This is a genomic window from Bacteroides sp. 1_1_14, from assembly GCF_000162515.1.
In the GTDB taxonomy this organism is placed as follows: Bacteria; Bacteroidota; Bacteroidia; order Bacteroidales; family Bacteroidaceae; genus Bacteroides; species Bacteroides thetaiotaomicron.
Genome location: NZ_GG774705.1, coordinates 243,872 through 270,582, shown reverse-complemented (window position 1 = coordinate 270,582; position 26,711 = coordinate 243,872). Strand labels below are relative to the sequence as shown.

At 45.1% G+C, this 26,711-nt stretch carries 17 protein-coding genes and 2 pseudogenes; 6 read left to right on the top strand and 13 right to left on the bottom strand.

Annotated elements, in window-relative coordinates; all coding sequences use genetic code 11:
- The 7 genes and pseudogenes from HMPREF9007_RS13865 to HMPREF9007_RS13895 all read right to left on the bottom strand — a co-directional run.
- Window positions 1-1,047: RagB/SusD family nutrient uptake outer membrane protein (locus HMPREF9007_RS13865; protein WP_008761428.1), on the bottom strand; the 1,047-nt coding region annotated here is incomplete at its 3' end.
- A gap of 29 nt (window positions 1,048-1,076) precedes the next feature.
- On the bottom strand, window positions 1,077-4,463 hold the full coding sequence (locus tag HMPREF9007_RS13870) for a TonB-dependent receptor (protein WP_032850360.1): 3,387 nt from the start codon (window positions 4,461-4,463) through the stop codon (window positions 1,077-1,079).
- Window positions 4,464-4,588: 125 nt separating this feature from the next.
- Window positions 4,589-5,614: a FecR domain-containing protein gene (locus tag HMPREF9007_RS13875; RefSeq protein WP_008761426.1), complete on the bottom strand. Its 1,026-nt coding sequence runs from the start codon at window positions 5,612-5,614 to the stop codon at window positions 4,589-4,591.
- Between the two features lie 77 nt (window positions 5,615-5,691).
- Window positions 5,692-6,279 carry an RNA polymerase sigma-70 factor gene (locus HMPREF9007_RS13880; RefSeq protein WP_008761425.1) on the bottom strand — a complete coding sequence of 196 codons (588 nt, stop codon included), beginning with the start codon at window positions 6,277-6,279 and terminating at the stop codon, window positions 5,692-5,694.
- Between the two features lie 93 nt (window positions 6,280-6,372).
- Window positions 6,373-7,827 carry an AbgT family transporter gene (locus HMPREF9007_RS13885; RefSeq protein ID WP_008761424.1) on the bottom strand — a complete coding sequence of 485 codons (1,455 nt, stop codon included), beginning with the start codon at window positions 7,825-7,827 and terminating at the stop codon, window positions 6,373-6,375.
- Window positions 7,817-8,545: a DUF5932 domain-containing protein gene (locus HMPREF9007_RS13890; protein ID WP_008761423.1), complete on the bottom strand. Its 729-nt coding sequence runs from the start codon at window positions 8,543-8,545 to the stop codon at window positions 7,817-7,819. Before HMPREF9007_RS13890 ends, HMPREF9007_RS13885 begins: the two co-directional genes overlap by 11 nt.
- 35 nt (window positions 8,546-8,580) lie before the next feature.
- Window positions 8,581-12,827: pseudogene (locus HMPREF9007_RS13895) on the bottom strand (DUF5113 domain-containing protein).
- Between the two features lie 306 nt (window positions 12,828-13,133).
- Here HMPREF9007_RS13895 and HMPREF9007_RS13900 point away from each other — a divergent pair.
- Window positions 13,134-14,072: a ribose-phosphate pyrophosphokinase gene (locus tag HMPREF9007_RS13900; RefSeq protein ID WP_008761422.1), complete on the top strand. Its 939-nt coding sequence runs from the start codon at window positions 13,134-13,136 to the stop codon at window positions 14,070-14,072.
- A gap of 88 nt (window positions 14,073-14,160) precedes the next feature.
- Here HMPREF9007_RS13900 and HMPREF9007_RS13905 read toward each other — a convergent pair.
- The 5 genes and pseudogenes from HMPREF9007_RS13905 to HMPREF9007_RS13925 all read right to left on the bottom strand — a co-directional run bounded on the left by HMPREF9007_RS13905 (window position 14,161) and on the right by HMPREF9007_RS13925 (window position 20,181).
- Window positions 14,161-15,331: pseudogene (locus HMPREF9007_RS13905) on the bottom strand (phosphatidylinositol-4-phosphate 5-kinase).
- A gap of 83 nt (window positions 15,332-15,414) precedes the next feature.
- Window positions 15,415-16,698, bottom strand: coding sequence for a pitrilysin family protein (locus HMPREF9007_RS13910; RefSeq protein ID WP_008761420.1), 1,284 nt, complete (start codon window positions 16,696-16,698; stop codon window positions 15,415-15,417).
- A 3-nt stretch (window positions 16,699-16,701) separates the two neighbouring features.
- Window positions 16,702-17,454, bottom strand: coding sequence for a 3-deoxy-manno-octulosonate cytidylyltransferase (gene kdsB / locus HMPREF9007_RS13915; RefSeq protein WP_008761419.1), 753 nt, complete (start codon window positions 17,452-17,454; stop codon window positions 16,702-16,704).
- Window positions 17,451-17,831 (bottom strand): 2-amino-4-hydroxy-6-hydroxymethyldihydropteridine diphosphokinase, encoded by a 381-nt coding sequence (locus tag HMPREF9007_RS13920; protein WP_008761418.1) that lies wholly within the window; start codon window positions 17,829-17,831, stop codon window positions 17,451-17,453. Before HMPREF9007_RS13920 ends, kdsB begins: the two co-directional genes overlap by 4 nt.
- Before the next feature lie 10 nt (window positions 17,832-17,841).
- Complete coding sequence (locus tag HMPREF9007_RS13925) at window positions 17,842-20,181, bottom strand: transglycosylase domain-containing protein (RefSeq protein ID WP_008761417.1); 2,340 nt, start codon at window positions 20,179-20,181, stop codon at window positions 17,842-17,844.
- Between the two features lie 205 nt (window positions 20,182-20,386).
- On the opposite strand from HMPREF9007_RS13925, the gene pyrB reads away from it, so the two are divergent.
- The 5 genes from pyrB to glyA all read left to right on the top strand — a co-directional run bounded on the left by pyrB (window position 20,387) and on the right by glyA (window position 24,642).
- Window positions 20,387-21,328 carry an aspartate carbamoyltransferase gene (gene pyrB / locus HMPREF9007_RS13930; protein WP_008761416.1) on the top strand — a complete coding sequence of 314 codons (942 nt, stop codon included), beginning with the start codon at window positions 20,387-20,389 and terminating at the stop codon, window positions 21,326-21,328.
- Complete coding sequence (pyrI, locus tag HMPREF9007_RS13935; RefSeq protein ID WP_008761415.1) at window positions 21,325-21,786, top strand: aspartate carbamoyltransferase regulatory subunit; 462 nt, start codon at window positions 21,325-21,327, stop codon at window positions 21,784-21,786. The genes pyrB and pyrI overlap by 4 nt, the downstream gene beginning before the upstream one ends.
- A gap of 34 nt (window positions 21,787-21,820) precedes the next feature.
- Window positions 21,821-22,387, top strand: a complete 567-nt coding sequence (locus tag HMPREF9007_RS13940) for a flavin reductase family protein (protein ID WP_008761414.1) — start codon at window positions 21,821-21,823, stop codon at window positions 22,385-22,387.
- A 16-nt stretch (window positions 22,388-22,403) separates the two neighbouring features.
- Window positions 22,404-23,141: a porin family protein gene (locus tag HMPREF9007_RS13945; RefSeq protein WP_008761413.1), complete on the top strand. Its 738-nt coding sequence runs from the start codon at window positions 22,404-22,406 to the stop codon at window positions 23,139-23,141.
- A gap of 220 nt (window positions 23,142-23,361) precedes the next feature.
- Window positions 23,362-24,642 (top strand): serine hydroxymethyltransferase, encoded by a 1,281-nt coding sequence (gene glyA / locus HMPREF9007_RS13950; RefSeq protein ID WP_008761412.1) that lies wholly within the window; start codon window positions 23,362-23,364, stop codon window positions 24,640-24,642.
- A gap of 386 nt (window positions 24,643-25,028) precedes the next feature.
- Here glyA and HMPREF9007_RS13955 read toward each other — a convergent pair whose 3' ends face one another.
- On the bottom strand, window positions 25,029-26,696 hold the full coding sequence (locus tag HMPREF9007_RS13955; RefSeq protein ID WP_008761411.1) for a formate--tetrahydrofolate ligase: 1,668 nt from the start codon (window positions 26,694-26,696) through the stop codon (window positions 25,029-25,031).
- Window positions 26,697-26,711 lie beyond the last annotated feature (15 nt).

Below are 26,711 nucleotides of genomic sequence, written 5' to 3'. Positions count from 1 at the left end.
CTTTACCATATAGGGAGGACATATCGTCAGATACAACCGGTAATCACGGTCGCGGAACTGTCCGTAAATCTCCTTATCACCGCCATACCGACTGGTGGTAGTACTTACCGGACGACCATCCGTACACAGATAACTGTCTACCGCATCCTTTGTCGCCTCAATATAAGATTCACCGGTACGCACCATACGTGTCAGACCATGCATCAACTGACCGGTTTCATAGGCTTTATACAAGATAATGCCCGTTACCCCATCCAAAGATTCCGAATTGAAAAGCTCGTCATACCGTGGATGCACATTCGGATAAACCTTCAAAACTTCTTCCGACGCACGTACACATTCTTTCAAGTAAGTCTCGGCATCAGACAATCCATGATATTTCCGCCAAGTACCCTCGAACAAAGCAAAACGGGAAATAAGTGCCTGCACCACAGATATACCAATGGTGTTTTTGCCATCGTCCGCACCGATATGTGTCTCCGCATATTTCAGGTTGGACAGGATATTCGAAGCCACCAGATCGCGACTATCCCGTTTGCCGTACAGTTCCGGACTGTCTTCTTTCAACGCATTCTCCACCCAAGGGATATCTCCAAAGCGGGAAAGCATCTGAAAGTATTTATATGAACGGAAGAAATAGCCGACACTGCGCCAGTGCTCCTTCTCCGTATCATTCATCTGCGAACCATCGATATTGTCCAGCATCAGATTTACCCGGCGGATATAGTCGTAATCCCATTCCTTGACTTCATCTGTTGCCTTCGCCTTCTGGTATGCCCACTGCCCTTCATATCCGGACAAACCTTTGATCATATTGTCCGACTCAAAATCTCCGCGGAATATTTCGTCCGTCTGCCCCGTATCATACGTATATCCGAAGAATACATTATATAATCCCCATGCATACGTTTTGAAGTTATCATAGGTAGTAAAGACTGTCGCTTCCGTCTGTTGTCCTTTCGGATAAACTTCCAGAAAAGAGTCATTCAAACAAGACGACATCAGCAAACAGAGACTAATGCCCGTACCCAGTATATATTTCTTCATAACAATTACTCTTTTAAATAGTGAAACAATCAGAATGAAAGGTTGATACCAAACGAATACTGCCGCATATACGGATAGGTAAAACCGCGTTGTCCCAAGTCATCCGTTACCGAACGTTCCGGATCGAGTCCTTTCGGCAAATGATCGAATGTATAAAGATTCTCACCGCTAAAGAAGACAGCCAGATTATTGACACCGATCTTAGTCATCCACTTGGACGGGAAATTATAAGATAAGGTGATGTTCCGGATACTCAGGTAGGAACCATCCTGCAGATAACGGGTCTGAATACGTGTATTGGCAGCTGTATTTCCGGCAGCTTTCTCATACAGACGGGGGAAATAGCTGTCTGTGCGCTCCGGCGTCCAGTAATTCAGTTGTGTGTCATATACCGTCGTCCATGCGTCATAGTGCGGATAGAACAAGTCATTCATAATCCACAAATCACGTTTGCCTACTCCTTGCAACAGGAAAGATAAAGAGAACCCCTTCCAGCTTGCACCACCGTGGATGCCATACTGATAACGACGGGTACTATTACCGATGATCTTACGGTCGCCCGGATCTTTTGTCGTACTTGTGCCTCCGTTGATAATATCGTTGTCATCCAGATCTTTATACAGGATATCACCCGGATTCGGATTGTAGCCTTCCACTTTTGGAATGCCTGCTTTCAGCTTGCCATCGGCATCGAAATCATCAACAGTATACAGGCGGTCGGTAACATACCCCCAGATTTCACCCAGTTCCATTCCTACACGGTAAGTATCTTTATCGTTCTTGTCCTTACCGAAGAGACCTGTCTCGTTATTATACTTGGTAATCTTGGTTTTAGCATCATAAAGGTTAAAGCCCAGATTGTATTTCACTTTTCCGATCTGATCATTCCAGTCTACAGTGATCTCCCATCCTTTGGAACGAAGATCGGCAGTATTCTGCAAAGGAGCACTTGCACCCAGCACAGCCGGTAATTCCGCTCCCGGAGCGAGCATACCTTTCGTATCACGACGATACCAGTCGAATACAAGATTCAGCCTGTTGTTCAATAAACCCAGATCAAAACCGACATCGACAGTCGTCACTTTCTCCCAGGTAAAACTGTTACTGACCAATGCAGCTGGTTTAAGGGTAGTTACCTTGATACCCGAAACGGTCCAGTAAGCCTGCTCGGCATCCATGCCCGGAATATAAGCGTAAGGAGTGATACTCTGATTGCCGATATTACCCCACGAAGCACGCAATTTAAAGTTAGACAATACGGATGTCAACGGTTTCATAAACGCTTCTTCGCTCACACGCCATCCGGCAGAGACAGAAGGAAAGAAACCGAAGCGACTGTCTTTCGGAAATTTGGAAGAGCCGTCATAGCGTCCGTTCGTTTCAATCAGATATTTGCCGGCAAAGGAGTAGTTGATACGATAGAATAATCCTCTTACTGTATAGCGTTCGAATTTATCTTTAGCGAAATAATCTCCTGTAGCCTGCGATATAGAAGGAAGGTCTTCGTTAATCATGTTCATACGCGACATTTCCGCATAGCGATAGTCACTGCTCTCCTGATTGAAACCTCCCATCACGGTGACTTCATGCTTGCCCCATGTGTTATTGTAGTTTCCGTAGAAGTTCAAGGCATTATAATCGGTAATGCCGTTGGAGTTTTCATACTTAGAGTTTGCCGTCGAAGTCTCTTTCACAAAGTTACCTCCGTGGGCATAATAGAACTTCTTTTCAAACTTGGTCTTTTCATTACTCAGATGGTTGTATGTATATTCACCCACCAGTTTGACGTTCTTCAAAGGAGTAATCGTCACCTTTCCGAAGATACGGATATTGTTTTTCTGGATAGTCGTCGGATAAGCAAGATTAATCAGATTCCGGGGAGTATTAATCGGTAGTTCTTCTCCGTCGATATTCATTGTTCCGGTAGGGAAATAAGACGGGAAGGCAACGGCTGCTCCCCAGATTCCATATCCTCCCGAAGTCTCCGGCAATTCTGATTTCGAGTTCGTATATTTGATATCCAGTTCTGGAGTAATCCATGAGAATACGTCCGAACGGATATAAGAAGACACATTGTAACGTTTATACGCATCCTTGTCCGAGGCCAGCACTCCATTCTCATCGACCATACCGAAAGAGAAACGATAAGATATATCTTTCGTGCCGCCACCTACAGAAAGATTGTGCGTCTGCTGGAAACCGGTCTCCATCATATCATCAAACAGATTGGTTTCTGCCAGACTATAGCGCAATCCGTCCACCATTGCATACCCATCGGGATAAGCCGAAGGATTGGCATTGTATTCTTTTAATAAATCCAGCCACGTATCCACATTCTGTCCACTCTGATAGTTGATGGTTCCCATGTCTTTATAAGCCTGCACCGTCTGAAGCGGTGTTGCCTTACGAGGCATATTGGCAGGTCTGCTAAATGAGAAATTGTTAGAATAATTAATAGAAAGCCTGGTTGAATCCGATCCTTTCTTTGTCGTAATCAGAATGACGCCAAATGCGGCACGTGCCCCGTAGATAGCCGAAGAAGCAGCATCTTTCAAGACCGTTACTGATTCAATATCATTCGGATCGAGCATGTTGATATCCATTTCTACGTTATCCACCAGAACCAACGGTTTGCCATTCTTATCCAGACTGTTGACACCACGGATATTGAAACTCATTTCCTCTCCTGGTCTACCGGAGTTACCCGTAATCTGCAAACCGGGCATCGCGCCTTTCAAGGCATCGCTGACCGACACTACCGGACGGTCTCCCAATACTTCATCCATCTTCACGCTGCTTACCGCACCAGTCAGATTCGCTTTCTTCTGTACACCGTAGCCTACTACCACCACTTCGTCAATCAGACGGCTGTCTTCTTTCAGAGCAATGTGCAAAGGAGTCTGATTTTTGACAACGACTTCCTGCGTAGCATATCCGATATAAGACACGGATAATCGTGCATTCGGAGTCACCGACAGAGAAAAGTTTCCATCCATATCCGTAATCGTACCTTCCGTAGAATTCAGCACTTTCACATTGGCACCAATCACTCCTTCACCCGAAGGATCGGTCACTTTGCCTTTCAGGACAAACGCTTTTCCCTGTTCCTTTTCAGGCACTGCGGCATGGAATATGACCACCCGGTTTCCGTTCACTTCATAACTGATCCCCGTACCGGTCAGCAGTTGGGCCATCACGTCATTAATTGTACCCTTGTCCACGTTCACAGAGACTTTCTTATTCAGGTCAATGTCGTTATTGCGAATCAGAAAAGAATAATTTCCTTGCTTCCTGACTACTTCAATGGCTTCTTTCAAAGTAACGTTATCTGCTTTGACACTGAACTTCTTGTTTTGTTCCTGCGCTGAAAGTTGAAAACCTGTCAGGACATTACTTAGGGACAAAAGCAGAAACATCAATAATGTTTTTCTTATTATCAATCTCATTTTTATCACTATTAAAGGTTAACATATAGTTATTTATCGTAGCTGCGGACTGCCGGTATATCTATCGGCTGTGTCCATTTTCTTTCTCCTTCCTTTTATCTTACCCCCTTTCTTTTATCGGTAATAAAGATGGTGTCACCACTGACTTTCCACGTGTATTGTTTCTCAACGTTGATTTCGTGTAATATATCATAAATATTCTGATTGCTGTCGAAAGAACCGGAGAAGTGTTCGGCCTTCAGACGTTCGCTTTCTATGCTGATCTTCACCTGGAATTTACGTTCCAGACGATGGGCAATATCAGCGAATGAAGCATTCTCGAAGGTCAACCCGCCATCCAGCCAATCGCAGGCTTTACTTGCATTGGTCTTCAGCTTTTCCATTCGTCCGGTGTTCTTGTTATACAGTGCCTGCTCATTCGGGAATAATTTCATCACAGAATTAGCAGACGCCGATAAATTCACCCTGCCTTCCAGCAGAGACACCATCACATAATTATCGTCATCATAAGCACGGACATTGAATACCGTGCCGACTACCTGCACCTGCACATCGTTCGTCTTCACGAAGAAGGGAACCTCTGCATTTTTCGCAACTTTAAAGTATCCTTCGCCATCCAACGTCACATTACGTTCGCGGATACCAAACCCACGGTGATAGCGCAATACAGAACCTGCATTCAGAGAAACCTCCGTCCCGTCAGGAAGAACGATATTCGTTCTCGATCCGGCAGGAACCTTGATTTCGTAAGGAGAATCGGCGTTGGTATATACTTCCGTCAGATTTTCCGTATACGTATACCAGAAATAGTTGCAGCCGATCAGCAGAATAACGGCGGCAGCCACTTTCAGCCAGACAGGTATCAGTTTCCGGACAGGCTTCGAAGAGGCAGGAGCAGTCATTCTCTCCTTTATCCGCACTAAATTGGAGTTTTCTATTTCTGCAAACGACGGTACGGAAGAAAGTGCCCATACGGCAGACATTTCCCGGAAAGTCCGGGCAGCTGCTTCATTGGAAGCCAGAAAGGCAAGCAACGTTTCTTTTTCTTCATCGGTACTATTGCCCGACAAATAATTACTAATCTGTAATTCCAGTTCTTCTTTATCGTAATATTCTATCATAAACCGTTCTTTTTCTATGGTGTATATAACTAGATACGCAATAAAAAAAGAAACGTTTAAAAGAAAACCGATTTTTTTTAAAGAAACATCAAAATAGCTATCATATAGGGAGTACCAAGGGATTCGCGCAATTTAGTCAGCGCAATTTTCATCTGCACCCTGACGGTGGCGACATTAATATTCTGCTCTTCCGCAATTTCGCTGTACGATTTGCCTTCATACAGGCTCGCCTTAAAAACAGCACGGCATTTGGCAGGGAGTTCCTCTACTTTCCGCAGAATGATCTCGTTCATTTCACTGCTTTCCAATGCCTGCAATGGATTGTCGGAAGAAAGAATATGATTTTCTAGAAAAGCCCATATTTCCTCCATCTGTTCGGTCATTATGCGCTCATTAAAAGCGGAAGACCGCAAATAACTGATACTTGCATTCTGTATAGCCCGACGAAGATACGGAAGGGCAGGATAAGTGATATGGTGGCGATTCTGCCAGAAAGAGACGAAGACATCATTGACTATTTCACCGGCGACTCTCTTGTCATGTACATAGTAAACAGCTATCGCACACAGGTATAAATAGTACGTATGATAAATTTTATCAAATGCTTTGGTGCTACCGTGATTCAGTTGTTCGATTAGTTTTTCAGAGACTTCTGGTAAATTCATTCGTTCTTTTTCTTTAAGGGACGGGTGCAAATATAGCGATTAATTCAGAAACTCAAAATTCCGGTTATTAAAACCGGAACTTTGAATCGTGAATTATAACCCCATCGGTATCTTCAACAGATACCATACGATAAACAGCAATGTCCATGCTGCCAGAATGCACAAGGAGTACCTCCATGTATATTTCAGCAACGATCCGTATGTGATCTGTTTGTCATATTGCCGCATATACGTCAACACCAGCGGCATATAGAATAAGAAAGGAGTAATGGCATTCGTCGAACTGTCTCCGATACGAAAAGCACACTGCGTGACGTCCGGCGAAATCCCCATCTGCGCAAACATCGGGATGAAGATGAAGGACATAAATGCCCATTTGGAAGTGGCGGATACCATAATCAGATTGATAAACGCCGTAAACAGGATAAACAAGATGAGTGCGGACAAAGGAGCCGGCTCAAAAGAAGAAAGCAGGTCCGCTCCCATAATCGCAAGACACTTGTCCAAATGAGAATACTCGAAACAGGCAAACATCTGGGCAGCAAAGAAAGCAATAACGAAATACACACCCAGCAGTTTGATCGGCTGGGTAAGTCCTTCGATCACATCATTATCGCTGCGATAACGACCGGAACTGAACCCATAAGCCATCCCCGTAAAGCCTGCGCCCAGAGATAGCAGAAACAGGATACCGGCAATGAAGGGCGAATGCATCAAACCTCCGTTAACGCCACGCAGGATACCATAGGAAGAGAAAGTAAGCCACAAAATAAGGGCAACGTATATCCCTGCCACTACGACAGCCACCATCAGCGCACGACGTTCTTTCCGTGACAAAGGGCGGTAGGCTTCGACTTTCACACTTCCCTCATATTTTCCTAAGTTCGGGAGAAGCCATTTCTGAGTCACCCAATAAACGATCCCTGTAATTACCACTGTCGAAGCGCTCATAAAGAAGTAGTTGCACAGCGGCTCCGTGTTTCCCTGATATCCCATCAGTGTGAGCGCGGCTTCCTGAGTGGTATGCGCCAAGAGCGGGTCCATCGTACTCAGTACGATATTGGCACTATATCCGCAGGCCACGGAAACGTAAGCCGTCACAATCCCCGCTATCGGATGAAGTCCCACCCACTGAAACAGCATGGCGGCAATGGGAAGCAGAATAATATAACCGCCGTCACCAATGACGTTCGACAGCAATCCGAGGACAATCACCCACAGGATAACTTTTCTTTTCTCTTTCCGGTTTCCCACTCCCAGACGGATGCACGCATCGATAAATCCGGAATGTTGGGCCACACCCAGTCCGAACATGGCGATAATCACCATGCCAAGCGGAGCAAAACCGGTAAAATTCTTGATAGCATTCCGCAACCACCAGCGAATTCCCTCAGGACTCAGCAGGCTTTGCACCCGAATATCCTCCCCTGATTGCGGCAGCGTTACTTTCAGTCCGTAGATATCACATATCCACGAAAGAAAGACCACCGCCATTGTCAGCAGCAGGAACATCGTAGCGGGATGCGGCATACGCCATTTACTCTTCATCAGCTTCCAGATTATCCAGATCGATAATGCGTAATTCCAATGCACGGACAGCCAGACGGGTCGCGTTCACTCCCACCCGTTCTCCATTCGGGAAGAGACGTCCGATCAGGTCATTCTGTCGTTTCTCCAGTGATTTCACGCCAAATGGCATCCCTTTCAGGTTGGCAATCATATCTTTGGTGTAGCCTAATGCCAGATGGCGAAGAAAACGCTCGTCATATTCATCAATATCATAGTTGATTACCGCTTCCTGACGCTTGGCATCATTCGCTACCGACTTTTTGAAACGATCTACGATCTTCTCCAGAATCGGATAGTTGAATACCAGCTTCTTGCCGTCCATCACAGCTTGTACGTCTGTCTTGGTCAGCAATTCTCCTGTTTTGAGAATAATGCCATCCGCTCCTGCATTCAGCACATCCACCCACAGTTTTTCATTCAGTATTTCCCCCGTAAAGATCAATACACGAACCCCCTTATAACGTTTGAAAATATTCCGGCAGATATCAACGCCAATCGTCGTAGAACCTCCCAGTCCCAAATCCAGCAAAACCAGATCGGGAAGCTGTGCTTCCATCAACGGCCAGAACTCGCTTTCTGTCATTGCCGTGCCGATCACTTCTGCGTTGGGTATCTCATGACGGAAAATTTCTTCTGTGCCTTTCAATTCCAGTTTTACGTCCTCTACAATAATAACTTTAAACTTCTGTTCTTCCATTTTATTTATCTAATAACTTTTATGTGTCTTCTTCTTTATCTGCGTGGGATGGTGAAGTAAACCGTAAATCCTCCCCCTTCTGCCGGTTCGGCATTGATACGGCATCCCCTGCGCCCCGCAAATTCATCATGGTCACGGATTATCTGCTTGCATATCAGATATTCCGTTCCACGCAATTCTCCTTTTTCACCGGAAGTCATACGAGCCAAATTCGGATAGAACAACTGGTTCAGCTCCGTCACACTCTTCTCGCGTCTGGTATCCGTAAAAAGGAAACGGATATATTCGTTATCCTTACGAGCCTGCAAACATATCACTCCTTCTTCACGAACCGCCAATGCTTCATCAATCAGATTCTCAAACAGGAAACGCAACTGATTCACGTCACCGATCACTTTGGCTTCCATCGGTTCTATGATTAGTTCTACCTTTTCCATCCGATTTTTCGTGACCTTCCTGAAGTATTTTCCAGCAGCATCAAAAAGCTCCTGTACCGGAATCGTACTCCGGCGGAAAGTAACCTCCTCCAGCTGTCGGGCAGCGCATGAACTCAGAATCGTAAAGATCCCTTTATAATATTCTATCAGTTCTGTAATCGTTTCCACAGCTTCCCGTTCATCCTTTTCCGGAAGGTTCTGCATATTCAACCGACCAATAATCTGTTTAATCTTGTTTGGATAATAAATTGTCTCATGTTTAATCGTCGAAAGGCAGTTATCAAGCACCATGTTCTGCACATGAAGCATACTGTCTTCCCACGAAGCACGGCGTGTTTCCTCGTGTGCCGACTCGATATCCCGGTATTGCGTGGCAAGCTTTACCACTGCATTGAACACCACAATCGATACATAACGTGCTACCAGCTCAAAAAGAAGATGATCCGTTTCCTGTTGCGTTCCTTCCCTCCGTTCCAGATAAAGCACACCTACACATTGATGCTCACCTCCGGCTTCCACCATCAACGGAATCGCCTGCAAATTCTGTTCTGAGAGATATTCCCCTGTTTCAAAACATTGCTGCACCATTTCCGGCATTTCCTGCCCGGGACAGGAAGCATATTCCAGCCGATGCGTGGTTTCGTTATAAACTGCAATGCCCATCAGGCTGATTGTCAGCAACTCATTTACTGAGCCAAAAGCCTCATTCACGATGCGCTGCGGAATCTCTTTAAGTGTATTTTCCTCCCTCTGAAGCGCTTCCTCGTTCTCCTGAGTCTGAGGTCTGACCAAAGAGGCGGCAAAACTTTCTGATTTATCTCAAGCACCTGTTCCAGGTTCAGACGGTTCTGCAACATCTTCCTCATATACAAGAGATAATAGCCGATCAGAGAAACGATCAGCAAGACGAAACAGAGGATGATACCAACCGTCTTATTCGTGTTGGATCGTTCCAACTGCCTGCAATATCCTTCCAAAGTCTGGTCTTCTCCCTGTACCTTATATAAATCTGTAAAAGCAGAATTATTATAACTGTAGGCATCAATTTGTTTCAAAGCAAGGAATGCTACCGCCGCTTCATTTCTGATATCCAAAATCACATGATAGTCTGAATCAAAAAGTTCATTCCACCAAAACAGTTCGGCAGGGGTTCCTTTTCCCACCAGTTTCATGTATCGATGCGGCTTCGGGGTACGCGTATATTTCTTATAATGCTCATTCAGCGACATCATTGCCGAATCTATATACTGCAATGCTATTTCGTAGTTCTCATCCACATTGGCAAAATAAGCGGCATTGGCATAATCAGAGGCTGCATCAAGCAGATCTTCATAAGTAGAATCTGTAGTAATCGCAATGGAGTCACTATCCTGCAATATCGACGGAAGGGGTTCATGCAGACAAGAAGCCATTCCCAACGGAAGCAACAGGCAGAGCAACACGCCAATCACTTTACGTACTCCTGAAGGCAAGCGGAAATAAAAACGGCTTCCCTTTCCCGGTTCGCTTTCTATATCGAATACGCATACTCGGAACAGTTCATTCGTTTTCTTATATTTCTCTATGATTCCCTTGCAGTTCATCAAGCCAAAACCGCTTCCCTTATTCTCTTTCAGTTCTTCCGGATCTGCCGCGTCTTTCATGCCGATAGCACGCGAATCATATACCTTTTCACCAATGATATGCGCGATATCTTCTGCTGAAAGTCCTCTCCCATTATCTTCTACGGAGATTTCCACATACGCATCGGTAGCATGCGCATATACTTTAACCGTTCCCCCCTCAGGCGTATACTTACGGGCATTTTCAGCCAGTGTATTAATCATAAACAAGGTCAATGCACGATCGGCCTTTACCATCAGGGTGGTCGGTTCGATTTCCAGCTTTTGCTTTTTCATTTCAAAAGCACGCCGTCCTTTTCCCAGCAAATCAAACAGTTCATTCAGACTGAATGTCTCGATGTTCAGACTAAGCGTACCTTGCTTCATCTTGATCCAGAGTGCCAGAATATCATTGTATTCGTTGATGGTAGTCACCAGTTCATCAATGTACTGGTACTTCTCTTTCTTTATCTTGGCGTCATCAATATATCCTTTTTCCGTCAACTTATGTACTTCGTTCAGAATCCGGTCGATATAAGGATTAATCCCGTTGACGATGGCCATACAAGCCTTCTTTATCAGATTCTGACGTTTGTTTCCTGCAATATGCTGCTCGTAGATATACCGCTGTTTCTCCAGCTGATTTCGCTCGTCGCTCAACGTAGCCACCATTTGTTCATTTTCAGCAGCCCATACGATATAAGGTTCCACTACATGCACCAATGCCTTCTCGTCCCGGTTCAGTCGATGGGAAGAAGGTACCAGTGCAGCTTTTCCTTCTTCCGGAATTTCCAGCGTCAGACGTCCTTTCCCGAACAACTGGTCAATGCCTTGCTGAATCAGAGGTACGTTCATCGGTATGGAAGAAGTGATATCCCGACAAAGAGAGAGAATCCGTTGCAGACGCTCCACATCCACCTGATTCCTGATTTTGGAACGTTTGTTGAAGAACCACCAAAGGATAATCACCAGTACCAAGCCGACAATAACCAGAAAAAGAACGACCGTCATCTGTCGCGAACCTGCTTCCAAAGACAAATAACGGCTTTCCAACTCCTTATCCTGACGGGTAAAGTTCAAAATATCCAGATAGATATTCCGGTTATAATCAGAAGCATCCTTCATCCCCAGCCCGGCATATGAAACGCTTAACTGCTCCCTTATCCGTGAGATCCATTCGGGAACGGTCTTCACCTTCTCCTGTCCAATCCATGGAACTCCAGTATAAGTAGTATCTCCCTCGGCAAACGTATATAATTTATCAAGCGTATCCACTTCATTATGATAATAAAGCATGTGATGATGGTTTACGCAGTTCAATGCTTTTGATAATGTATCCAAAGCTTCCTGATAACGTCCATGCGCATTCAGGTATTTGCCGATAGATACATAAGCTCCGGCAATCTGATACAAGTCATTATATTCGCGAAATTTCTCCAGTGCCAGTTGGGCCAAACGCAAAGGGAACAAAGAATCTACCGGAAAATCAAACTGATCCAATGCATGTGTACGCCTTGTCTTGAAAAACTCAAAATTAGACGGGGATGCCATCAGATTGGCAAGTCCCTGCATTCCATTCCCCTCAAAATACGGATGCTTGCTCTTCACGGCTGTCCGCCAAGTGAAATAAAGTTCGTCAAACTCGCGGAGTTTCCGTTCTTCCGGAGTATTCGCTGCGACCAAAGAAGCCGATCCTTTGAGATAATGATAATAAAGAAGCTGATTGGTATCGCTCAACGCTTCGTCTTCCTGAATATTATCAATAGAGATTATCGCTTCCTGCCGTTGCTGGAGATAGTAATAGTAAATGGAGGAAACGAGAAAAAATTCGGTAAATGCGTAATCCAGCCGAAGCGCTTCGTGACGGTCGGCAAAGAGGTCGCTCTCTTCACGGATACGCTTCATCCGTCGGAGGGCACTGTTCCGGTAATCATAAAATTCTTTGTTGAGCGCTGTCCGCTGGCAGATTTTCATCAGTCCGATGTCTGCTATCAACAGTTCAAGCTCATTTTTAGTCAGCTTGTATACCTCTTTATGATACGCCTCGGCACGGTCGAAATCCATATTCATGAAAGCACAGAACCCCAGATTATTGGAAGCTTCCGCTTTCCCCGACTTATACAGGTTTACTTGCCGATATGCTTTATAGGCGTATTTGTAGGAAGAGTCCAGATTACGGTAACGATAAGCATACGCTTTTCCATTCAGCGAGTCGATAAGCCTCACTTCTTTTGTGGGCACCATGTCGGTACACGAAAAAAGGGAGGAAAGCAACAATACTCCTATTATATATAATGGAGAATGGAAAATGGAAAATGGAGAATAAAAAGACAGGCGATAACTATCTTTCATTCTTCGCTCTTCATTTTCTGTTTTTCGTCCATAATTCTTCATTCTTCATTCTCAGTTCTTCGTTCTTACTTGCAAATCTACAAATATTTCCGATAAGTTGGAGAGAAAATTATTTTTTCTACAATAAGTCTTTCTAAATAATAAGAGAAATTCCTACCTTTGCAGGCAAATTAACAAATAGGTAACATCTATTACAAAATGAGCGAAAAAGCACCCTTTATGGTATTCTCGGGAACTAACTCGAGATATCTTGCAGAGAAAATCTGCGCAAGTCTCAATTGTCCTCTGGGAAACATGAACATCACCCACTTTGCAGATGGTGAGTTTGCCGTTTCTTACGAAGAATCAATTCGTGGCGCACATGTATTCCTTGTGCAGTCTACTTTCCCTAACTCAGACAACTTAATGGAACTTCTCCTGATGATCGACGCCGCCAAACGTGCATCTGCAAAAAGCGTCGTAGCTGTTATCCCCTATTTCGGATGGGCACGTCAGGACAGAAAAGACAAACCTCGTGTATCTATCGGAGCTAAATTAGTAGCCGACCTGCTTTCAGTAGCAGGTATCGACCGACTGATTACCATGGATTTGCATGCAGACCAGATTCAGGGATTCTTCAATATCCCCGTAGATCACCTGTATGCATCAGCCGTATTCCTCCCCTATATCCAGTCATTGAAACTGGAAGACCTGGTGATTGCTACACCGGACGTAGGTGGTTCAAAACGCGCCAGCACTTTCTCCAAATACCTTGGTGTACCTTTGGTACTCTGCAACAAGTCACGTGAAAAAGCCAATGAAGTAGCTTCCATGCAAATCATCGGTGATGTGAAAGACAAAAACGTAGTATTGATCGATGACATCGTAGATACAGCAGGCACCATCACCAAAGCTGCCAATATCATGATGGAAGCCGGAGCCAAATCCGTACGCGCTATTGCCAGCCACTGTGTAATGTCTGACCCTGCTTCTTTCCGTGTGCAGGAATCCGGATTGACTGAAATGGTATTTACAGACAGTATCCCTTACGCTAAGAAATGCGCGAAAGTGAAACAACTGAGCATCGCTGATATGTTTGCAGAAACAATCAAGCGGGTAATGAATAACGAGTCCATCAGTTCACAATATATCATCTAAATGAAGAATGATGAGTAAACGATAAGATAAAGAAAGCCGGCTAAACTTGAATTTAGCCGGCTTTCTTATTTATCTATAATTCTTTCTTTTAAAGAAGTCTTCCCATTTTATAGGTTCCTTTTTTGGTCACCTTTCCGTCTTTATCTGTTTCCACAAAAGGGCCATCTTTCTTTCCTTGTTTGAAGAAGCCTTCGAAGCGGTTACCGTCTTTGTCGATCTGAACGCCTTGTCCGTCTTCCAGTCCGTCTACGAAACCACCTTTATATTGCATACCGGCAACAGTTTTCAGAGAGCCCTGACCGTGAGGACGATTATTCTTCCAGTCTCCTTCGTAAACATCCCCGTTACTCCATTTATAGATACCTTTGCCTTCGCGTTTATTGTTTTTCCAGTCACCTTCATACACAGCACCGTTTGCCCACGTGAAGGTACCTTTTCCATCCTGCATACCGTCTTTGAAGTTTCCTACATATTTATCTCCATTGGCATGATAGTAAACGCCTTCTCCGGTACGTTCTCCCAAAAGATAAGAACCTTCGTAGCGATCTCCCGTATGGAAAAAATAAGTACCTTTTCCGTGCTGGATGTCATCTGCCCAGTCACCATCGTACTTATCTCCGTTAGTATATTCGAATACGCCTTTTCCGTGACGTACATCATCTTTCCAGTCACCGTCGTACTTGCAGCCGTCGTCCCAGTTCATGGTGCCTTTGCCGTTCTTCTTGTCATTCTTCCAGTGACCGCTGTATTTAGCACCATTCGCCCACGTATAAGTACCTTCGCCTTCACGCTTGTCGTTCGCCCAGTTGCCCACGTATAAGTCGCCATTATGATAATACATCGTTCCTGCACCATGCTGATAATCCTGGAACCACATACCGTCATAACGGTTATTATTCATAAAATAATAGATTCCTTTTCCGTGTTGCTGATCCTGGAACCACTGACCTTCGTACTTCTCTCCATCCGGAAAAGAATAGATTCCGTAGCCTTCACGTTTTCCTTTGATATATTCCCCTTCGTAGACATCCCCATTTTTAAAGACCGTTTTCCCTTTTCCGTTCGGTTTGCGTCCTTTCATCTCTCCTGTATAGACGCTACCATCTTTGAAAGTATAATTTCCGATTTTTATTTCTGTAGAGAATGTGTCTTTCAACTTTCCGAAGAACCCACCTTTGCTGGTATTATTATCTTGTGCCATCACTCCTCCCTGTGCAAGAAGAGTCAAAAAAAAGTGTAGTATATAGATATTTCCTCATTAGTTTTACTCGTTACTCATTAAAATTACAGTTTGGACAAAGATACAACTTCTCTCCCAAAAAGTGCCATACCGGAAAGCAAATTATGACAACTTTTTACCAGCAATGACCTCTTTTAATGTCTCTTTGCACAAATAGCGCTGTGCCAATTCCTGTATTTCCTGAGGTGTCACCTCATTTACAGCCTGCAAAGAACGGGAGAAATACTGGTCATCCAGCCCCGAAGTAGCAATAAAAATCCACGCATCCGCCAGCGAGAAAGGCGATTCGTAGCTCCGGCACATTTCACCCAGCATATAGTTGCGCACCATCGTCAGTTCTTCCATAGGAACAGGCTCCCGGTGTAGTTTGTCTATCTCATTATATACTTCCTGTATCAGCGGTTCCACGTATTCATTATCCGTTTCGGTCGAGATTCCCAGCAAACCGCTATCCGGATAGAACATAATTCCGGCAGAAATCCCATAAGTATATCCTTTCTCTTCACGGATATTAGACATCAGACGGCTGCCAAAGTATCCTCCGAACAGCGTCATCAGTACGCGTAATTTCAGATAGTCAGGATTCTGACGGGTAATGGTGGTACATCCCATCTTCACCGCACTTTGCAAAGCGTCTTCACGCTCTATGAATATTCGTTTTTCGGGAACGGCAACGAATGAAAATATCGGTTTTGATGCTTTCAGCTGATATTGTCCGAAAGGAGTCCCGAAAGCACCGGTCACCCGGCGGATGATATCTTCCGTCACCTTACCCGACAGGAAAATGGAACAGTTGCCCGAATGATAATGCCGTCCGTAGAAGTCACGGAGTACTTCCGGTGTAATGGCATGATAATCCTCCTCCACTACAATTTGCCCGCATGGATGCTGTGTCCCGTAAAGCGCCTGTAACAGGCCACGGTGTGCAAGGAAGTCTACTTTAGAAGTATTGACCAGATATTGCTGGATATTCGTATCCAGGATGGTATGCAGTTCTTTCTCCGGAAACACAGGTTCCTTAATCATGGATTCCACGACTTCCAGCGTTTTTGCCAGATACTTGTTCAACGAGTAGACAGTGATATAAGCATACTCCGACGAACTGGACAGTTCGAGCCATGAACCATAATAATCCAGCTTCTCTGCAATGGTTGCCGCCGTATACTTCTGCGTGCCTTCGCGTAGCATCCGGTTTGTAAACAGCGCCTGCAACTTCTGCGACTGTTGCCAGCGCCCTCCGGCAAAAAGAATATCCATACGGACTACCTCCTGTTCACCGGCATTGACAACCGTCAACGGGACACCGTTCGGCAAAGTAGTCCGGACGGGAGAAAGGATATGGAAATTTTTCAGGGCTTGTATTTCAGGTTGTATCGTACGATCCATAAATCAGCTTCTGTTCTTCAAAAATTCTTCTGCATGTTTCAGATCCTGCGGTGTGTCGATACCGATCGTTTCCACGTCACTGATGCCTACCTTTATTTTATATCCATTCTCCAGCCAGCGCAACTGTTCGAGTGATTCTGCCAACTCCAGAGAGGATTGCGGTAGAGCGGTGATCTCCTTCAATACTTCCGTGCGATAAGCGTACAGACCGATATGTTTGTAATAGGTATGTCCCTTCAGCCAGTCTTCCTTATCGGCATTGCGCTGAAAAGGTATGATGGAACGGCTGAAATAAAGTGCGTTCCAATTCTTGTTGAGCACCACTTTCGGGGAGTTGACATTCTCCAGTACGGCAAACGGTTCATCGGCTGTGAAAGGCTTCACCAACGTAGCAATCTGCGTGGTAGGGTCCTCGAAACAAGCCTTTACAGCATTCAGCTGGGAAGGCTGGATGAAAGGTTCGTCCCCCTGTATATTGACTACCACATCAAAGTCGCCCCCGATCTTTGTGCACGCCTCATAGCAGCGGTCGGTACCACTTTTATGATCAATGGAAGTCATGACTACTTTTCCTCCGAATGCTTTTACGGCAGCTTCAATACGTTCGTCATCGGTAGCCACATAAGCATCATCCAAGATGCCCGCTACTTGTTCGTATACACGCTGTATCACCGTCTTCCCCCCCAGCATAGCCAATGGTTTCGCAGGGAAACGGGTGGATGCGTAGCGGGCAGGTATTATTCCCAGAAATTTCATATCTGATTGTATTTTAATTCTTCTAATCCTTTCACAACATACTCTCTTTTCAGGTCTTCCGGCTTCAACACCCGGTCATCGAAAGAGAGCAAATCAATATCCAGACTGACTTTTTCTTCCTTCTTATCCTCCGGACGACGCCCGGCGGACTGCTCGATAGCTTTCAGCTCCTTGCGCACTCTTTCCTCCTCCGCTTCCGAGAAGAACATCGCCACCTGATTGGAGAACAATGCCGGACTTCTGAAAAACAAAGGGCGTGTCTCCTGTTCAGACGTAAAGCGGATGGTAGGAAACAAATCCACCAGTCTCCTGCGAGCCAGAAGAAGATTCTCTTTCCGGTTGTAGTTACTTCCGATACAAATGATACATTTATGCACGATGAGAGGTTTAATTAAACAAATCGTCCAGTCCCGTTTCTTCGAAGACTTCTCCGTCCGGTGTTTCCGAACCGGCACAAGGGTCAAAACCTTCGGGCAGTTTAAACGTTTCCGTCTGGCTGTATCCCAAAGTCGGGTCATCGTAGACTTTCTTCATATAAGTTGCCCAGATAGGCAATGCGGCGGCAGCCCCTTGTCCATAAGTCATTGTACCAAAGTGGATGTCACGTTCATCACCTCCTACCCAGCAACCGGACACCAATGATGGAGTAAAGCCCATAAACCAGCTATCCGAGTTATCATTGGTCGTACCTGTTTTACCGCCCATATCGGCCGTAATTCCGTAACGGCGAACACGTCCGCCTGTTCCTTCATTGATAACGGAACGAAGCATTACCAACATCTTGTATGCGCTCGAAACACTGATAACTTCTTCCATCTGCGGTGCAAACGTAGAAAGCACATTGCCGTCACTATCTTCAATGCGGGTGACGAATAACGGAGCTACCCGAATCCCCTTATTGGCAAAAGCTGTATATGCGCTTACCATTTCACCGACAGAAATTTCGCAGGGACCCAAACAAAGTGAAACAACAGGGTCGATCGCCTTGTTTCGTACACCAAAACTATGAATCAGCCTTACAAGGTTATAAGGATTCAGTTTACCCATCAGGTAAGCCGAAATCCAGTTATCCGAATTGGCCAGTCCCCATTTCAGAGTCACCATTTCACCATAACGTTTATTATTGGCGTTTCGGGGAGTCCATGCCTCTCCTGTTTCGGTAATCAGCGTTTGTTCTACATGACGCACCTGATCACAAGGTGAAAATCCGTTCTCCATCGCCAGTGTATACAGATACGGCTTGATAGTAGAACCTACCTGACGGCGTCCCACCATTGCCATGTCATATTGGAAATATGTATAATTCGGTCCTCCAACATACGCCTTCACATATCCGGTCATCGGGTCCATCGACATGAATCCTGTACGCAGGAAGTGTTTGTAATAGCGAATAGAGTCCATCGGAGTCATAATCGTATCCTTCTCACCTGCCCAGGTGAAAACAGACATTTCCTGAGGAGTATCGAATGCTTTGCGAATCTCCTGTTCAGAAGCACCCGCTGACTTCATTACATTATAACGTTCGGTTTGTTTCATGGCTCTGGTCAGCAATTCTTCCACCCGCGCCTGCGGCAATGCCCTTGCATACGGGGCGTTCTTACTTCCTTGTTTTTCTTTAAAGAACAGAGGTTGCAAGAAGTCGCCTAAATGTTCTTTGATAGCATCCTCAGCGTATTGCTGCATATGCGAATTGATGGTGGTATAAATCTTCAGACCATCCGTGTAGATATTATAACTTGAGCCGTCTTTCTTTTTATTTTTGGCGCACCAGCCGTACAGCGGATTTGTTTCCCATGAAAGTGAATCTTCATAATACTTCTGCATCTGCCAGCCGCGGTACTCGCTCTTAACCGGTTTCTTGGCAGTCATCACACCACGAAGATATTCGCGGAAATAGGTTGCCAGACCTTCTTTATGGTCTACACGGGTATATGCAAGTTTCAGCGGAAGTGCCTGCAAAGAATCACATTCCGCATCCGAGATGTAACCGGCTTTTTCCATCTGACGCAGTACGACGTTACGACGTCCCAATGCATTCTCACGGATTTTCGGATTTCGGGATACCGGATTATAACGGGACGGATTCTGACACATTCCCACCAACATCGCTGCCTGCTCTATTTTCAAATCTTTGGGTTCACAGCCGAAATAAGTAGACGCGGCTGTCTTTATACCGACAGCATTATTCAGGAAGTCGAACTTATTAAGATACATTGTCAGAATCTCTTCTTTCGTATAGTAACGTTCCAGTTTTACGGCAATCACCCATTCGATCGGTTTCTGCAACAGACGCTGCATAGTATTGCTTGCCACCTTTTCCGTAAACAACTGTTTTGCCAACTGTTGTGAGATCGTACTACCTCCACCCGCACTTTTCTGCAACAATAATCCACGCTTGACGATGGCACGGAAAAGTGCCTTCGCATCAATACCGGAATGTTCGGCAAAGCGAACATCCTCCGTCGCAATCAGCGCATGAATGATGTTGGGAGAAAGATCGGCATAGCTGCTGTATACACGATTATTTTTTTCCATTGAGAAGGTACCCAGTACTTTCCCGTCTTCCGAGAATACCTCAGTTGCAAATTTATAATTGGGATTTTCCAGTTCTTCCACAGGAGGCATATAGCCTATCCAGCCCTTAGAGATAGACACAAAAACAACTACGATAGCTATTAAAGCAACTGCCAACAATACCCAAAGAGCGTTTATTATTTTTCGAATCATGTTTCTTCTAGCTTAAAAAAGATGCTTATAATTAAGCCGCAAAGGTAGATAAAATATAGCATACAGCAAACGAGTTTTTGATTTATTTGATATTTTAAAACCAACCGAAAAACGAATAAAAAGAGAAAAAAAGTTTGTATTTTACATTTTCTTCGTACCTTTACACTCCGGTAAAACAAGTTCTATCCACATAAAAGATAACAAAATGGAAAACAGAAGTTTAGTAACCATTGCCGAACATTCTAAAGAAAAAATCCTCTACATGCTCGAAATGGCGAAGCAGTTTGAAATGAACCCCAACCGCCGGTTATTGCAAGGTAAGGTAGTAGCAACCCTGTTCTTCGAACCTTCCACCCGTACCCGTTTGAGTTTCGAAACAGCAGCCAATCGCCTCGGCGCACGCGTCATCGGATTTACTGATCCGAAAGCAACCAGCTCCTCAAAAGGAGAAACACTCAAAGACACGATCATGATGGTTAGCAGCTATGCGGATATTATCGTCATGCGACACTATCTCGAAGGAGCTGCCCGATATGCCAGCGAAGTAGCACCCGTACCCATCGTCAATGCAGGAGACGGAGCCAACCAGCACCCGTCACAAACGATGCTCGACCTCTACTCCATCTACAAAACTCAGGGAACACTGGAAAACCTGAACATCTTTCTGGTGGGAGACTTGAAATACGGACGCACCGTCCACTCACTACTGATGGCTATGCGTCACTTCAATCCTACATTCCACTTCATCGCCCCCGATGAACTGAAAATGCCGGAAGAATATAAGCTATACTGCAAAGAGCATCAGATCAAATACATTGAACATACCGAATTTACCGAAGAAATTATCGCTGATGCCGACATCCTGTACATGACCCGTGTGCAACGCGAACGCTTCACCGACCTGATGGAATACGAACGAGTGAAAAATGTATATATCCTGCGCAACAAGATGCTGGAGAACACCCGTCCGAACCTCCGCATCCTGCACCCGCTGCCCCGTGTCAACGAGATTGCTTACGACGTGGACAACAACCCGAAAGCATATTATTTCCAACAGGCGCAAAACGGTCTGTATGCCCGTGAAGCCATCCTTTGCGACGTATTAGGTATCACATTAGAGGACGTTAAAAACGATATTTTATTATGAGCGAAAATAAACAAGCATTGCAAGTAGCTGCCCTAAAAAACGGGACAGTGATTGACCATATCCCATCAGAAAAACTCTTTACTGTCGTACAGTTACTGGGCGTGGAGCAAATGAAGTGTAACATCACCATCGGCTTCAACCTCGACAGCAAAAAGCTAGGGAAAAAAGGCATTATCAAAATCGCCGACAAGTTTTTCTGCGACGAAGAAATCAACCGCATATCGGTAGTAGCACCTTACGTAAAACTGAACATTATCCGCGACTATGAAGTCGTTGAAAAGAAAGAAGTCAGAATGCCGGACGAACTGCACGGCATCGTAAAATGCGCCAATCCGAAATGTATCACGAACAATGAACCTATGCCTACGTTATTTCATGTGATAGACAAGGATAATTGCATCGTGAAGTGCCATTATTGCGAGAAAGAACAGAAACGCGAGGAAATCACCATCCTCTAGTTTCTCCATTCCTCATTCTTAATTTTTTATTAAATTGAAACAAGACTGGAAACCGGGAACGATGATCTATCCGCTGCCTGCCGTATTGGTGAGTTGCGGAAAAGATGAAAGTGAATATAATATTATAACAGTAGCATGGACGGGTACGATTTGCACAAACCCGCCCATGTGCTATATATCCGTACGACCGGAACGACACTCCTACGACATCATCAAGAAAAATATGGAGTTCGTCATCAATCTGACAACTAAAGATATGGCGTTCCCCACCGACTGGTGCGGAGTACGTTCGGGACGGAATTATCGTAAATTCGAAGAGATGAAACTCACTCCGGGACGCTGCACCGTAGTCAGCGCACCGCTGATCGAAGAGTCTCCCCTCTGCATCGAATGTCGCGTGAAGGAAATTGTTTCGCTCGGTTCGCATGATATGTTTATCGCCGATGTGGTAAACGTCCGTGCAGACGACCGGAACCTGAATCCCGAAACCGGCAAGTTCGAACTGGCGGAAGCGAACCCGCTGGTATATGTGCACGGAGGATATTACGACCTGGGAGAAAAAATAGGGAAATTCGGCTGGAGTGTAGAAAAGAAGAAATAAAGAAAAAAGTACTGCCATGAATATACTGCGCAACATAATTCTTTTCGGTTGGATGGCGATAGCTTGCACAGCTTTCGCCCAAGATCGTAACGCAGATAAAGTGGAACGTCCCAACACAAAGAAAATCAACTTTGGTATCAAAGCCGGATTTAATTCTTCCATGTTTATGGTATCCGAATTGAAAATCAAAGACGTAACGATCGACGAAGTACAAAATAATTATAAGATCGGCTATTTTGGCGCGATCTTCATGCGCTTTAATATAAAGAAGCATTTCATTCAGCCGGAAGCATCCTATAATGTCAGCAAAGGCGAGATCACCTTTGACAAACTCGGTTCGCAACACCCTGCCATCGAACCCGATTATGCTTCGGTACAGTCCGTACTTCACAGTATCGACTTCCCTATTCTCTACGGATATAACGTAGTGAAAAAAGGACCATACGGAATGTCTATCTTTGCCGGTCCAAAACTCCGGTATCTATGGGGAAAGCAGAACGAAATCACTTTCACAAACTTCGACCAGAAAGGGATTCATGAAAAGCTGTATCCGCTCAATGTCAGCGTCGTGATCGGTGTCGGCGTCAATATCTCCCGCATCTTTTTCGACTTCCGCTACGAACAGGGGATAGGAAATATCTCCAAATCCATCGTTTATGACAATATCAATTCAGACGGCAGCACGGGAGTCAGCCCTATCATTTTCCGCCGCCGCGACAGCGCATTAAGTTTCTCGTTCGGATTCATTCTTTAAAGAACATCCGACAGCCGGCTGATGAACTTTTGATAGTCGGCAACCGGCAAAAACAGACACCTCCTATTCATTCCGTACGATAAATTATCCATTATCTATTAATTTCCTCCATTTACTAACATTTTTCTTATAGTTCCTTCGTTCTTTATTTATTTTCACTAACTTTGTGCGCTTAAAATAGGTATCTCGAATTAAAAATTTAATCTTACTTATAAAAAGAATGAAAAGAGACGACTTAATTTTCGACATCATCGAAAAAGAGCACCAACGTCAGCTGAAAGGTATCGAGCTGATTGCATCTGAAAACTTTGTAAGTGACCAGGTAATGCAGGCAATGGGTTCTTGCCTGACTAACAAGTACGCAGAAGGTTATCCGGGCAAACGTTACTACGGAGGTTGTGAAGTAGTTGACCAAAGCGAACAAATCGCTATCGACCGCCTGAAAGAAATCTTCGGTGCCGAATGGGCAAACGTACAACCGCATTCAGGAGCACAAGCCAATGCAGCCGTATTTCTGGCTGTTTTGAATCCGGGCGACAAGTTTATGGGATTAAACCTCGCACACGGCGGACACCTTTCTCACGGTTCATTAGTAAACACTTCCGGCATTATCTACACTCCTTGCGAATACAATCTGAATCAGGAAACCGGCCGTGTAGACTACGACCAGATGGAAGAAGTTGCTTTGCGCGAAAAGCCGAAAATGATTATCGGCGGTGGCTCTGCTTATTCCCGCGAATGGGACTACAAACGTATGCGTGAAATCGCAGATAAAGTAGGCGCTATCCTGATGATCGACATGGCTCACCCTGCGGGTCTGATCGCTGCCGGACTGTTGGAGAACCCGGTTAAATATGCACACATCGTCACTTCGACTACACATAAAACACTTCGCGGACCTCGTGGTGGGGTCATCATGATGGGAAAAGATTTCCCTAATCCTTGGGGAAAGAAAACTCCGAAGGGTGAAATCAAAATGATGTCTCAATTACTGGATTCAGCTGTATTCCCAGGTGTACAGGGCGGACCGTTGGAACACGTAATCGCTGCCAAAGCCGTAGCTTTCGGCGAAATCCTGCAACCGGAATACAAGGAATATGCAAAACAGGTTCAGAAGAATGCTGCCGTACTGGCACAGGCTTTGATAGACCGTGGTTTTACAATCGTTTCCGGTGGTACGGACAATCACTCCATGCTGGTTGACCTGCGTAGCAAATACCCTGATCTGACAGGTAAGGTAGCAGAAAAAGCATTAGTTTCTGCTGACATTACCGTAAATAAGAACATGGTTCCGTTTGACAGCCGTTCTGCTTTCCAAACTTCCGGTATCCGTCTGGGTACTCCTGCCATCACAACCCGTGGTGCGAAAGAAGACCTGATGATCGAAATTGCCGAAATGATCGAAACTGTTCTGTCTAACGTGGAAAATGAAGAGGTGATCGCACAAGTACGTGCACGTGTCAATGAGACAATGAAGAAATATCCTCTTTTTGCTGATTAAGATTTCTTTCTTTGAGTAACCAAATGCCGGTAATGTGAATTAGCAGCATTTGTGTTCAACATTTCATAAAGAATTTCTTTTGAATTTTATAAGCCTGCTTTCTGTGAAGAAAACAGGCTTTTCTTTTTTATTTATTAACAGAATCAGACAAACTATCTGCTCGAAAAGATGTTTTCTTACTACAAAAAGAGAAATTGAAATACGCACTATACTCTTCCGGAAAGCAGCGACTTCAATCGTACAGTGTATCAGACAAGGTCAACATACCGGTACACTGGACTCTATATACAATCATCCCCGTCTTCCCAAACTATCAGAAGTGGAAAGACGGGGATTTATATTGGATAATTGACAGTACAGAAATATACTAAATGAAATAGTAAAAATCAGCTCAGTCCTTCAATTTCACCATCTACAATGTCGATATGCAACGCTTGCGGTTCTTTGGGCAATCCCGGCATACGAAGGATTTCTCCTGCAATCGCTACAATCATTTCGGCACCGTTATTAATCACTATATCCTTGATATGGAACTCGAAATTATTCACGGCGCCATAAATCTTCGGATCGGCAGAAAAAGAGTATTGCGTCTTGGCAATGCAAACCGGATAATGAGTGATTCCCATTTTCTCAATCAGCTTGATACGGTTGCGGGCGATGCTGCTGTACGTAATGACGCTGGCTCCATAAAGGTTGGTAGCCACTTTCTCAATCTTCTGCTGTATGCTGTCTTCTTCTTTATACGTATAACGCAAAGGTTCGGACGGATTATTTTCTATCGTATCAACTACGAGGCGGGCCATATCTACCGCTCCATCACCACCTTCGCTGAACGCATTATTGATGGCGTAACCTACCCCCAACTGTTCGCAGTGCTCGCGCAGCATTTCCATTTCCTCGTCCGTGTCGGTGGCAAACTTATTGAAAGCAACCACTACCGTCTGTCCGAAGGAGCGAAGATTACGAATATGTTTATCCAGATTGCGCAATCCTTCTTTCAGTCCTTCCATGTTCGGTTCCTTGATGCGGTCGAGACTGACACCACCGTGCATCTTCAGTCCTTGTGCCGTAGCGACAATCACAGTCAGTTTGGGCTGGAGTCCGCTTTTGCGGCATTTGATGTTATAAAACTTTTCAGCGCCGAGGTCTGCGCCGAATCCGGCTTCCGTAATCACATAGTCACCGAATGACATTGCCAGTTTGGTGGCAAGAATAGAGTTACAGCCATGAGCGATATTGGCAAACGGTCCGCCGTGTACGAAAGCGGCGGTACCTTCGGTCGTCTGCACCAGATTCGGATGGATGGCGTCCTTCAGCAATACCGTGATAGCTCCCGCCACTCCGAGATCTTTCACCGTAAAAGGCTGGTCATCATATGTAAAACCAAGCAGAATATTTTCAATGCGGCGGCGCAAGTCTTCCACATCTTTGGAAAGGCAGAGAATGGCCATAATTTCCGAAGCCGGAGTAATATCGAAGCCTGACTCCTGCGTGATGCCGTTCGACTTGGGTCCGAGTCCGACTACGATGCTGCGCAACGAACGGTCGTTCACGTCGAGCACCCGACGCCAGAGAATTTCTTTCAATCCGAAACCTTTCGCCTGATTCTGATAAAGATAATTATCGAGCAAAGCAGAAATCATGTTATGCGCGGAAGTAATCGCATGAAAGTCTCCCGTAAAATGAAGGTTGATCTTCTCCATCGGAAGCACCTGTGCATATCCCCCACCCGCTGCTCCTCCCTTCATACCGAAGCAAGGACCGAGAGACGGCTCGCGCAAAGCGACAATCGCCTTCTTTCCGATTTTGTTCAGTCCCAGGGCGAGACCGATAGATACTGTAGTTTTGCCGATACCCGCCTTTGTCGCTGTGATGGCAGTTACCAGGACAAGGTTACTTTTCTTCACTTTCTCCTCGTCGATCAGTTGTTCGGGAATCTTCGCGATGTAGCGACCATAATTTTCGACTTCTTCACGAGGGATTCCGATGCTTTCGGCAACTTGCTTGATCTTTTTCAACTCGACACTGCGAGCTATTTCTATGTCTGATTTCATACAGAATATGATTAG